Genomic DNA, 12,677 nt, shown 5'->3' on the forward strand with positions numbered 1-12,677 from the left:
AAAACGGTTTTGCAAAATTATTTTAGAAAATTTAAATACTTTACATGTTCTTCACATAATTTATCATTTATAAGCATTAAGGGTGTGTGATAAATCTGAACATCATCGTCACAGTCATCACAGTATCTAATATCACATGTGTTATAAAAACACGTAATACCGTATTTTCCCGTTTGATTTAGCTTATATTTTTTATCTAACATTTTACACATTTCTATATATCGTTGTTCCATCTCTTCATATGATTCGCAATCAATGCTTTCTACTACATGATCTCGCCAATCTGAAAAGAACCACCAACCTTCGTAGTCAGCAGTTAATAAGACCACTTTATACATTTAAAAGCCCCATTCCCTGTTACTATTGGAATTATTATAGACTCGCATTGCTTTTAATATCAAGTATAAAGATTTATAATAAAGATAATGAAATTAGAATGGAGCATTCTTATGAAAGATAAAATATCCCATTTATACGGTACATTAATTGCAGGTCCTGTAAGTATCATAACATGGATTGTTTCTATGGGAGTCTTCGATTTAACAACTTTACTTTCTATTGGTGCGGCAGTAATTGCATTCTTTATTTCTTATATCCCAACTCAGCAAATCTCGTACCAATCGATATTAAACAAATATGGTATTTCTAGAAGTGAGCATAAGTATATAAGCAGTGAATTAAAAGCGGCCAGAGAGAAGCAGAAAAGATTAATTAACAGTTACAAAAATATTCGTTCATTTAGCGATATCAAGCTGTTATTTGAAATTAATAGAGTCATTAAAGCAATCATAAAACGTGTAGAAAACGAACCGAAATTATTCTATCAAGGATTACAGTTTTTCCATTCAAATCTTGATTCTGCAGTTAATATGACAGAGATGTATCTGCATTTATTCAAACTACCTGGTAAGTCAAAAGAAGAAAAGATTGAACTCCACACGACTCGACTGAGACTCGTTGATTTAAAGCGTAGTCTTGAGTTAGACTTGTCAGAAATCAATAAGAGAGATTATGACAATCTTAGATTTGAAGGAAAAGTCTTAAAAGAGACCGTAGAAAGACGTAAGAGAACGATGAGACTTGATAATAAAACGGAATCTGAAAAGATCGGTCGAATTAAAGTAAAAGAACATGAAGGTGAGACTATTGACAGATAAAAATAATATTAAAGATCAACTACTTAGTGATCCTTTTAAAGAAATTAATGAATCAGAACCAGAACAAGAATTACAACGTATACCATCAGCAAAAACAGAATCTGTATTATCAACTTATGAAAATGAATTTAATGACGAAGATTTAGAAAAAATCCGTTCAATCAAAGAACAAATTAAGCCTTTAGATAATGATGCGTTAATTGCCTATGGATCTAACGCTCAGCTTGCATTATCTAAGTTTTCACATCAAATGCTTAATGAAGTACAGTCAAAAGATGTTGGTCCAATTGGAGACACTTTAACATCGCTCATGAAGAAGCTTAAAGAGATTGACCCTGACGAACTTACAAAACAAAACAAGAATGTATTCTCAAGATTATTTGGGAAAGTTCAGCGTTCAGTGAATGAACTCGTTGCCAAACACCAAGGAGTGGCTTCTCAGGTCGATAGAATCAGTATACAACTCGAGCATGCGAAAGAAGTACTCGTAAGAGATGTGAGGCTTTTAGACGGTCTATATGATGAAAACAAAGACTACTTCGAAGCTTTGAATATCTATATCGCAGCAGCTGAAATGAAAAAAGAAGAAATAGAAAATGTTGTCCTTCCAGATTTAAGAAAAACAGCTGAAAACAGCAACAATCAAATGGCGACTCAAGACGTTAACGATATGATGCAATATGTGAATCGTCTAGAGAAACGCATCCATGATTTAAAACTTTCTAGACAAATCACGCTACAATCAGCACCGCAGATTAGAATGATTCAGAGCATCAACCAGACATTAGCAGAAAAGATTCAAAGCTCGATTTTAACATCGATACCATTATGGAAGAACCAAATGGCAATTGCACTTACCCTACTCCGTCAAGAATCTGCATCTAAAGCACAACAAGCGGTAACAAACACAACGAATGAGTTACTCACAAAAAACAGTGAGATGCTAAAACAAAACTCTTTACGTACAGCTGAAGAAAACGAACGTGGTATTGTTGATATTGAAACTTTAAAACTCACGCAAGAGAATTTAGTGCTAACGATTGAAGAGACGCTTAGAATTCAAGCAGAAGGGTCTACTAAACGTAAACAAGCGGAAGCTGAGCTTATTACAATGGAAGCAGAACTTAAAGATAAATTACTTAACTTAAAAGCCAGATATAACAAATAAAAAGAAGACTCATAGGAGTCTTCTTTTTTATGTGTATGATATTTTTTCACCTTTAAGGCCGATAATATATCCGAGTGCATATCCGATAATCATAATCGGAATCCATTCAAATTGTGCCGAATATAGTGGCAGATTTTGTAAGAATGATAATGCACTGCTTCCAATATATCCATTACGTTCAATAACTGTAAGAATAGAAATGACAGCTACTACATACACTGGAATTTGTAACGAAAGTCTTGGACTCTTTACAAAGTAAGTAACGATGAGTAATACAAGAACTGTCATTGCAATCGGGTAAAGAATTAAGAGTACGGGTACTGAACCTTTGATAATTGTACTTAATCCTTGGTTAGCAAGAATGAACGATACGAATGTAAAAATAAATGCCCATACACCGTAATTTACTTTAGGAATAAGTTTTGAAAAGTGTTCAGAAACAGCAACTATAAGACCTACACCTGTTGTCAGACATGCTAAGAATACGATGATTCCAAGTAAGTATCCGCCGAATCCTCCGAGTGTATCATTTGCGATAAATGTCAGTAAGAATGCTCCCGGGTTTTGATCTCCAAATGATTGACCGCCAAGGTCTACTCTATTACCTAAGATACCAAGTGCAACATAGATTACTGCAAGTAAAGCTGCTGCTAGACCGGCTGACTTAATTGTACCAAATAGCAACTCACGTCTATTCGTAATACCAAGACCACGGATAGCATTTAATACAACGACACTGAATACAATCGCAGCGATCGCATCCATTGTGAGATATCCTTCAGTGAATCCTGTTGAAAATGGCGCTACATTATTAAAGGTATCTGCAACTGGATTGATTGGATTACTGAAGTAAGCGATAATACCAACAAAAATTAGAAGTAACATAGTAATAAGTAATATCGGTGTTAAAATTTTACCTACACTATCAATAATTTTACCTGGTCTAATGCTTAAGAAAAATACAATTACAAAATATACAACACTAAATATAAGTAAAGAAATTGTACTTGGTCCATTAATGAAAGGTATAACTCCCATTTCATAAGCTGTCGTAGCGGTTCTTGGAATCGCAAAAAACGGTCCAATCGTTAAGAAAATAGCTACTAAAAAAACTACAGAAAACCATGGACTGATATTTTTTAGTGATTCACTATACCCATCTTTAGAAATCGCTCCGGTAATCACTCCAATTAACGGAAGGCCAACCCCTGTAATTACAAATCCAATTATTGCGAGTGGAAAGTATTCACCTGATGCGAATCCAAGTGCTGGTGGAAAAATTAGGTTACCAGCCCCAAAGAACATTGCAAATAGCATGAATCCTACCACAAATATATGCTTCGTTTTCATAAAGACTCCTCCATATGTATGTATTATAAATTAAACATATTCAATATAATACACGAAATGGAACCAATAGTCTACTCAATTTTTAAAATTATCAGAAAACACAGATAATCTATATTTTTTCAAAATAATCTTTATAGAAACCGCCGACTTTACCTGAATTGTCTACAACAAAAATGTATTCTTCTGTCTCATTTACGATTGTATACACCTTATCAACAGTGAGCATATCAGATACTTTATATTTTTTAGCATCTACATTTGTCACTTTAACTTGTCCTAAATTATTATCTTGCCATATTTCATGTAACATATTTTATTCTCCTTAAAATAAATAAAAGATAGGTGTTTAACACCTATCTAATATCATATAATTTAACCTTCAAGAAGTAAATCTTCAGGGTTTTCAATGAGTTCTTTGATTGTTTTTAAGAATCCAACAGATTCAGATCCATCGATGATTCTGTGGTCATAACTTAATGCGACATACATCATTGGACGAATTTCAATATCATCACCAATAGCAACTGGGCGACGTTGAATCGTATGCATACCTAAAATAGCAGCTTGAGTACCATTGATGATTGGTGTAGACATTAATGAACCAAATACACCACCGTTTGTGATTGTAAATGAACCATTTGCCATCTCATCTAACGTAAGTTTCTTCTCACGAGCACGTGTTGCGAGATCTGCAATATCTCTTTCAATCTCTGCGAAATTCTTTCTGTCACAATCTCTAACAATAGGTACAACTAAACCTTCATCTGTTGAAACTGCGATTGCAATGTCATAGAACTGTTTATAAACAAGATCTGTTCCATCAATCTCAGCGTTAACTGCAGGATATTTCTTTAGAGCTGCAACTACAGCTTTTGTAAAGAATGACATGAAACCAAGCTTTGTACCGTCATTACGTTCGATGAATGCATCTTTCTTACGCTTTCTTAAATCCATAACAGCTGTCATGTCAATTTCATTAAATGTCGTAAGCATTGCTGTAGACTGTGAAACATCTAGTAAACGATTTGCAATTGTTTGACGTCTACGAGACATTTTTTCACGAATAACAGGTTTTTCTGGTTTTGCATTTGTTTCCATAATGGCAGATTTTTCTTCTTTCTTAGGTGCCTCTGTCGGCGTATTACTGTGGTTATTAACGTCATGAGAACGCACTAAACCACGTGGATCTGCAGCATTTACATCTTTTAAGTCAATCCCTTTTTCACGAGCGAGTTTTCGTGCTGATGGTGTTGCAACGACCATTGACTGATCTGATTCAATTTTTTCTTCTGAAACCTCTTTTGTTTCTTTAACAGGCTCTTCTGATTTTTCTTCTTTAGGAGCATCTTGTTTTTGTGCGCCAGAGCCTTCGCCTACTACAGCGACAACTTGACCAACTTCAACAGTGTCTCCCTCTTCTGCCTTTTGTTCTTGTAAAGTACCGTCTTCTTCACTCACGATTTCAACGTTAACTTTGTCTGTTTCTAGTTCAAGAACTGCTTCCCCTTTTGATACGCTATCGCCTACTTGTTTAAACCAAGTAGCGATAGTTCCTTCTGTGATTGATTCAGCTAATTCTGGAACGATAATTTCAGCCATTGTGCTGCCCCCTATTTTTTCAATGCTTCTTCTAAAATGTTTTGCTGGATGATTTTATACACACCAGCGTATCCTTCTGCAGGTGATGAGCTTTCTTGTCTGCCTACGAAAGTGAATGTTTGTTTGTCTGTTTTCATTTCTAAGAACTTAGGTAATACAAAGTAGTATGCCCCTTGGTTCTTAGGCTCTTCTTGCACAAAACGAATTTCTTCCAGGTTTGGTAACGTTTCAAGAACTTCAGTGATGTTGCGTTTAGGGAATGGATAGATTTGTTCTAACTTAATAAGTAAGAATGAATCATCTGGTTCACTCGCTAGTTTTTCCTCAAGTTCGATTGCCATTTTACCACTTGCAACTAATACAGTCTTAACTTTTTCTGGTGCTTTATTGTCGAATAAAATCTCATGGAATTTACCACCGATAAATTCAGATAAAGGTCTAGACGTCGTGTTATTTCTAAGTAGACTCTTAGGTGATGCAAGTACTAAAGGTCTCATTTTGTCTGTATTCAAGTTCTCTGCTTGTCTTCTTAATAAGTAGAAGTAGTTAGAGCTTGATGAGACATTTGCAATCGTCATGTTGTTTTCTGCACATAACTGTAAGAAGCGTTCAATTCTCGCACTTGAGTGTTCAGGACCTTGTCCTTCTTGAGCGTTTGGTAATAACAATGTTAAACCAGTTTGCTCTCCCCACTTCGCATTTGAAGCAGACATGAATGTGTCAAAAATTGGTTGTGCCATATTAGCAAAGTCACCATATTGTGCTTCCCAAATTGTTAACACTTCATTGTTCTCTACGTTATATCCATATTCATATGCAACCACTGCAAGTTCAGATAATGGTGAGTTGTGGAGATCAAATGATGCTTTCGCATTTTCTAGATTCTTAAGCGGTGTATATTGTTCACCAGTTTCAGGATCATGAAGTACTGCGTTTCTGTGTGCGAATGTTCCGCGTTCAGCATCTTCTCCTGTGATACGAATGGCTACACCATCTTCTAATAGAGTTGCAAATGCAAGTGCTTCAGCATGTCCCCAGTCTACTCGCCCATCTTCATTTTCAAACGGTAAGCGTCGTCTTTCTAATACTTTTTCAAGACGTTTAAATACCTTAAATGAATCTGGATAAGTGAGTAATGCATCGTTGATTTTCTTAAGTCTGTCTTCAGTTATATCTACTTCTGTTGTATTCAACTGAGGTGCTTTAGTAAACTCCGGTAAGTCGATTCTATCACTGATAATCGTGTCATTTTTATCGATTAAATCATGCGAACTACGAAGTGTTTTTTCAACAGAATCAATTGTTTCATTTTTCTCGTCAGCTGAGATTACCCCTTCTGAAACAAGCTTATCACCATATAAATGTTCAATTGTTGGATGATTTTTGATTTCATTGTAGAGCATTGGGTTTGTTGTCATAGGCTCATCCATTTCGTTATGTCCCATACGACGGTAACCAATTAAATCAATGACAATATCCTTCTTCCAAGTTTGTCTGTAATTAAAAGCAAGTTCGATTGCTTTTAATACATGCTCAGGTTCATCCGCATTCACGTGTAAGATTGGAATATCGAAACCTTTAGCAATATCGCTCGCGTAAAGTGTCGATCTTGCATCCCACTCTTCAGTTGTGAATCCAATTCTATTATTTGTAATGATATGAATTGCTCCACCAACAGTATAACCTTCAAGGTTTGAGAAGTTCATGGCTTCTGGGTTAACCCCTTGTGCGGGGAATGCAGCATCACCGTGTACGATTACAGCTAGAGATTTATCTGTATCTTGTACTGGCGTGTTTCCACTCTTTACATCTTCTTGTTGAGCACGTGCTTTACCAAGTACGACTGGCCCAACTATTTCAAGGTGTGATGGGTTATTTGCAAGTGTAATTGTTTGCTCAATTCCGTAATCAGAGAATTTTTTCTTACCACCTAAGTGATACTTAACGTCTCCCATCCATCCAGAAGTATTCTTTAATGATCCATCTTCAGGAATAAATTTAGACGCGTCTGTAGACATGAACTCACTTAACATCATTGTGTAAGGTTTTCTTAGAACGTGAGTTAATACGTTCAGTCGTCCACGGTGAGCCATACCAATCTGTAAGTTAGGCAGCTCGTTGTTTGCCATCAGTTTTAAGAGATGGTTTAACATAGGCACTAAGCTGTCTACGCCTTCGATTGAGAATCTTTTTGCACCAACAAAGTTTTTTTGAAGATATTTTTCAAAACCTTCAGTTTTTGCTAGTTCTTTAAATAATTCTTTTTTCTCTTCATTTGAATAAGAAATATCTCCATGTACTTCGATATTTTCTTCAAACCAGGCTCTTTCTTCTTGGTTATTCATATGCATGTATTCATATGAGAGTGGTGCTGAATAAACATCTTTAAGATACTTGACTGCATCTAATGCATTGTCAAACATACCTGTTAAATGTGTGCTAATCGTTTCAACATCTAAAGACTTTAAATCTTCTTCAGTAAAACCATAGTCTTCAAAATTAAATGTTGGCGCATTAGAGATTGTTGGTGGGTAAAGTGGGTATACTTTAGCAACTAAATGACCGTAAGTTCTGATATCCACGAGCCACTTTAAAATCCCCTTTAATGCTGTATTGTTAGTGCTACCTGTTGTCCCCAGATTTACCTGATCTTTTGAGTCTAGAATAGAATCAAATAAAATTCTCATTTCGCTTGAAACACTTTGTCTATCTTCGATATACATATCGTAATATTCTAAGATTAAACCAAGGTTTGTACCGAAACTAACAGGCGCATTTTCGAACGCCTTTTCTTCCATTGACTGCCACCTCTTTGTTAATTTTCACTTGTATTAAGTTTAACATGTAACCCCTTTACAATAAAGAACTTCATGATTAGTAAAAGTTATTATTATCTAGGAGGAAAACTAATGTGAATTGTTGTATGATCACCTTCCACACTTTCAATTTTTACTGAGCCGTTATTGGCTTCAATAATTTTTTCTGCAATTGAAAGACCAAGACCATTACCACCTTGTTCTCTACTTCTAGATTTATCTACTCTGTAGAATCTATTAAATACTTTTTCTTGTTCTTTTACAGGAATTCCTATTCCACTATCCCTAATTGTAATATGTCTGTGCTTGTATTTATCTAAAAATGTGCTAACTTTAATTGTTTTATTAATAGTATCGTATTTAATTGCATTATCTAAGAAAATAATTAAAATTTGTTCAAATTGATACTGACTCATTTTTAAATAGATTGGTTTTTTAGATAAATTTAAGATAAACGTATAGTCTGGATGAATTTTCTTCATCGCTTCAATACGCGCTTTAATGTCCTCATTTACATCAAACTCTGTCAGTTCTAGAGGCTCTGTTTTTTCGCTCTTAGTGAGTTGTAACAATTCTTCTACAAGCTTCTGAATTCTGTTCAATTCAACAATCGAAATATCAAGCGATTCCTCGAGTACATCGGGATTGTTTTTACCCCATCGATTGATCAAGTTTAAGTGACCTTGAACGATTTGTAGTGGCGTTCTGAGCTCATGCGAAGCATCTTCCACAAATTGTTTCTGTGAGTTATAAGATGATTCAAGTGCAGTCATCATCGTGTTGAAAGACTCGACCATGAGGTCAATTTCTTCGATATTTGTGGTTAAATTCAGGCGTTCAGAGAAACCATTATTTTCAACGTCTTGCAGTTGTTTAGTAAATCTTCTTATCGGCCTAACCATTTGACCCGAGAAGAAAAAACTAATTACAGATGTGAATGAAATAGATATAAAACCTACTAATGTTGCAATAATCACAATCATTTGTAGAACAGTGTAATATTCTTTTAGCGGATGGATAACGGCAATATAGCCATTCCAATAATTAGATTGTACACGTTCAGTACTGACCAAATATTTTTCACCATCAAATTCACGAGTCACCGTGCTACCGTTTGTTATCTCTTCTTCTGTTAGTTTAAATAATGCTTCGCCTCTAACTGGCCATTGATATACTTCATCGCCATTTGCAGTGAATAAGATAAACCGCTGATTATCAAAGAGATTTGAATATATTTCTCGTTCAGAAATAGTGTTGATTGGTGTTGTTTCATACAACATCTTCATCTCTTTAACACTTCGATCCGCAGAACGATACTCTAAATCTTTAAGATAAATACTTGTCGCATAGATTAAGAAGGTACTAAAGAGTATGAATGATCCAGTAATAATCAGTATCGATAATCTCATCCACCGTGTTCTGAGTGATTGCTTCATGACCGAATCACGTATCCGACACCACGTACGGTTTCTATTATTTTATCTTTTTTAAATGGTTTAAGTTTATTTCTGAGATATCGAATATATACATCTACAACATTGGTTTCCACTTCGTTTTCATACCCCCAAATGTTGTTTAAGATTGATTCGCGACGGAGTACGACATCTCGGTTTTTAATTAGCATAACGAGTAGCTCGTACTCTGTTTTTGTAAGATCAAGTTCTGTGTCTTCAACAAAAACTTTATAGGCAGTCGGATCAATCTTAATATCATGTAGTGTTAACACTTGGCTATTACTGCGCTGTGTTCGCCTCATAATAACACGAAGACGCGCAAGTAACTCTTCAATTTCAAATGGTTTAACGATATAGTCATCTGCACCATAATCTAGACCTATAACTTTATCGACTGTTGAGTCTTTTGCGGTAATCATAATGATTGGAGTGTCTTTTACATTACGAATCTTTCTGCATACCTCTAAACCATTCATTTCAGGAAGCATTAGATCGAGTAAGATACAGTCATAATCCTTTTCTAGAGCCATATGTAGACCTTGTAGTCCATCGTGTATTTGATCTACTTCATACCCCTCATGATTTAATTCGAGTTCAATAAAACGTGCAAGGTTTTGTTCATCTTCTATTATTAAAATTTTTGCCACTTCGTCACCTTCTTATTCATAATAATACCAAAAAACTAATACAAAATAAAAAGAGGACCATTATGAGTGGTCCTCTTTATTTAAGTATTTGAAGCTTGTGTGTCCGGTGTTTCTTGTGCGTAACTTTGTTGTTTAATTAATAAGTTCTTTTTAACCTCTGGCCATTCTTCGTCGATGATCGAATAGACAACTAAATTTCTTGGAACACCGTGCAGTGCACGTTCTTTTCTTAGTACGCCTTCTTTTGTAAATCCAAGGCGTTCAATTGCTCTATTTGAGCGTTCATTTCTTTCATCAGCTCGGATTTGTACGCGCATCATGTTCATTGTCTCAAAACAGAATTCTAGTAATAAGAATTTTGAGTCTGAGTTAACGAATGTACGCTGTGCACGTGCACCAAACCATGAAGCACCAATTTCACAGCTATTTCTTTCATAGTCAATATGCTGGATTCTCGTGCTTCCCATTACCTCTCCAGTAGATTTAAGAATTACAACAAAAGGAATAGATTTCATTTCGTTTCTAAGATCAATCGCACTTTGAACCCATTCATTCATTAGGTCGGCGGAGGTTGCTTGGAACAACATATATGTCCAAATGCTCTCATGATTTATATTGTGTAAATCTTTTGCATGAGAAAGCTGCATTGGTATCAATCGGATTCTATCATTCTCTAAAGTGATTTGTTCATATAAATTTGTAATCAAGTTACTCCACCTACCTATAATATTTGTTATTGTGTGTCATCATTTACTTTTTTGTGGTGTTGGGGTTTTAAGCTTGTTATGTAATAGTGCACTTACACCAAATACAACTGCTGTACCAATCATCATCCCTGCTAATACGTCTGTTGGGAAGTGAACACCGAGATATACTCTTGAAGCGCATATCATTAAAATAAATGCAGCACATAATCCATACATCACAGCTTTGTGATTTAAGTTCGTATGTTTTATAATGACCATCAGACTTCCGAAGAATATAGTGGATCCTAGGCTGTGACCACTTGGGAAACTGAACCCAGAAATATCGATTAATCGTAAGAATGATGGACGCTCTCTATCGAATGAGTGCTTTAAAACCGGAATTAAAATGCTAGAAGACATCATTGAAATAAGCATAAATAATGCGTGTATATTTAAACGATATAGCATGAGTATGACTATTACAATCATAGACATAACAACCATAGTAATCACTTCTCCGAGTTGCGTAAACCCAAGCATGAGTGCTGTTGTTATAAAGCTTTCAGACGCATAGATGAATTCATAGACCTCTCTATCTATCCACTTGCCTAGTCTCGATTCATGAAAGAGTGCGATAACACCAAAAATTATGGTGAACACGATAAATAGTGATAGCTTTTTTGCTCTACTCATATTATTCCTCCGAAACTAGTTTTTCGACAAGCTCTAATGACGTAATTCCTACATCAAAGTTATCCATGCGATTCACAAATGATGTACGTTCTTTGTGAATTCTTGTTAAAGCATCCGTCAATTTCGACAAGGATAAATCTTCCTCATCTAACTTAATGGCAAATCCTTGTTCTTCAAAAAATGTTGCATTTTCGATCTGATCTCCCCTACTTTGTGATAAAGGTAAAGGAATTAAGATCATTGGTTTTCTTAACGCTAAAAATTCATATATCGCATTTGAACCACTTCTTGAGATGACTGTATCTGTGATTGATAACAGATGCGCGAGTTCACTTTTTACGAACTCGAATTGTTTATAATGACATGTTTCTAACGTATGGTCAATATTATTTTGACCTGTGATATGAATGATTTGATACGCTTCTGTCAATTCGTCTAGATGTTCACGTACAAAATCATTGATATGTTTTGCACCGAGTGAGCCACCGATAATCATGAGTGTCTCCTTATTAGGATCAAATCCTGTTAATTCATAACCAATAGATTCATTTCCACGTTTTAACTCGTCTCTAATAACTGGACCAATGTATTCTGATTTACTTTTGTCCACATACTCAAGAGTTTTTTCGAATGTGACAAAAATTTTATTTGCAAACTTACCCGCAATTTTATTCGCAAGTCCTGGTGTAATATCCGACTCATGAATGTAGATTGGGATATTTAAGCTTTTAGCAGCTAAAACAACTGGTACAGTTACAAAACCACCTTTAGAAAAGACGAATTCTGGTTTTACTTTTTTTATTATCTTACGTGCCTCTAATACTCCTTTGAATACTCTAAAAACATCGACAGCATTTTCTAGTGAGAAATATCTGCGTAATTTACCGCTAGAAATTTGCTTATAAGTAATTCCTGTTGTACTGATGACTTCCTTTTCAATACCTGTTTTAGAGCCAATATAAACAGGTTCAATATTCTTATTGATGAGCTCAGGTATTATGAGCTTATTAAGTATAACATGACCAACTGTACCGCCGCCTGTTAAAATCACTCTTTTATGTTTTTGACTCATAGGTTACCTCTTTCTAGAATTTCATTTTGATACAA

At 35.1% G+C, this 12,677-nt stretch carries 12 protein-coding genes; 2 read left to right on the forward strand and 10 right to left on the reverse strand.

Annotated elements, in window-relative coordinates:
• Positions 1-17: 17 nt before the first annotated feature.
• Complete coding sequence (locus IEU51_RS01230; protein ID WP_186088013.1) at positions 18-338, reverse strand: DUF1033 family protein; 321 nt, start codon at positions 336-338, stop codon at positions 18-20.
• A 111-nt stretch (positions 339-449) separates the two neighbouring features.
• Between IEU51_RS01230 and IEU51_RS01235 the strand changes: the two genes are divergently transcribed.
• Positions 450-1,157 (forward strand): 5-bromo-4-chloroindolyl phosphate hydrolysis family protein, encoded by a 708-nt coding sequence (locus tag IEU51_RS01235; protein WP_186088012.1) that lies wholly within the window; start codon positions 450-452, stop codon positions 1,155-1,157.
• Positions 1,132-2,325: a toxic anion resistance protein gene (locus IEU51_RS01240; protein ID WP_186088010.1), complete on the forward strand. Its 1,194-nt coding sequence runs from the start codon at positions 1,132-1,134 to the stop codon at positions 2,323-2,325. Before IEU51_RS01235 ends, IEU51_RS01240 begins: the two co-directional genes overlap by 26 nt.
• 27 nt (positions 2,326-2,352) lie before the next feature.
• Here the strand turns inward: IEU51_RS01240 and brnQ are convergent, their stop codons facing one another.
• From brnQ to IEU51_RS01285, 9 genes are all read right to left on the reverse strand, one after another.
• On the reverse strand, positions 2,353-3,675 hold the full coding sequence (brnQ, locus tag IEU51_RS01245; protein ID WP_186088008.1) for a branched-chain amino acid transport system II carrier protein: 1,323 nt from the start codon (positions 3,673-3,675) through the stop codon (positions 2,353-2,355).
• Between the two features lie 109 nt (positions 3,676-3,784).
• On the reverse strand, positions 3,785-3,985 hold the full coding sequence (locus IEU51_RS01250; RefSeq protein ID WP_186088006.1) for a DUF6501 family protein: 201 nt from the start codon (positions 3,983-3,985) through the stop codon (positions 3,785-3,787).
• Positions 3,986-4,047: 62 nt separating this feature from the next.
• Complete coding sequence (gene odhB, locus IEU51_RS01255) at positions 4,048-5,274, reverse strand: 2-oxoglutarate dehydrogenase complex dihydrolipoyllysine-residue succinyltransferase (protein ID WP_186088004.1); 1,227 nt, start codon at positions 5,272-5,274, stop codon at positions 4,048-4,050.
• Positions 5,275-5,285: 11 nt separating this feature from the next.
• The gene (locus tag IEU51_RS01260) at positions 5,286-8,072 is read right to left on the reverse strand and encodes a 2-oxoglutarate dehydrogenase E1 component (protein WP_186088003.1); all 2,787 of its coding nucleotides are present in this window, start codon (positions 8,070-8,072) and stop codon (positions 5,286-5,288) included.
• 92 nt (positions 8,073-8,164) lie between these two features.
• On the reverse strand, positions 8,165-9,526 hold the full coding sequence (locus IEU51_RS01265) for a sensor histidine kinase (protein WP_186088001.1): 1,362 nt from the start codon (positions 9,524-9,526) through the stop codon (positions 8,165-8,167).
• Positions 9,523-10,191: a response regulator transcription factor gene (locus IEU51_RS01270; protein WP_186087999.1), complete on the reverse strand. Its 669-nt coding sequence runs from the start codon at positions 10,189-10,191 to the stop codon at positions 9,523-9,525. Before IEU51_RS01270 ends, IEU51_RS01265 begins: the two co-directional genes overlap by 4 nt.
• An 80-nt stretch (positions 10,192-10,271) precedes the next feature.
• Positions 10,272-10,898: a GNAT family N-acetyltransferase gene (locus IEU51_RS01275; RefSeq protein WP_186087997.1), complete on the reverse strand. Its 627-nt coding sequence runs from the start codon at positions 10,896-10,898 to the stop codon at positions 10,272-10,274.
• 39 nt (positions 10,899-10,937) lie between these two features.
• Positions 10,938-11,570 (reverse strand): phosphatase PAP2 family protein, encoded by a 633-nt coding sequence (locus tag IEU51_RS01280; RefSeq protein WP_186087995.1) that lies wholly within the window; start codon positions 11,568-11,570, stop codon positions 10,938-10,940.
• A gap of 1 nt (position 11,571) precedes the next feature.
• The gene (locus IEU51_RS01285) at positions 11,572-12,642 is read right to left on the reverse strand and encodes an undecaprenyldiphospho-muramoylpentapeptide beta-N-acetylglucosaminyltransferase (RefSeq protein WP_186087994.1); all 1,071 of its coding nucleotides are present in this window, start codon (positions 12,640-12,642) and stop codon (positions 11,572-11,574) included.
• Between the last annotated feature and the right edge of the window lie 35 nt (positions 12,643-12,677).

Source organism: Phocicoccus schoeneichii (genome assembly GCF_014635565.1).
GTDB classification, from domain to species: Bacteria; Bacillota; Bacilli; order Staphylococcales; family Salinicoccaceae; genus Phocicoccus; species Phocicoccus schoeneichii.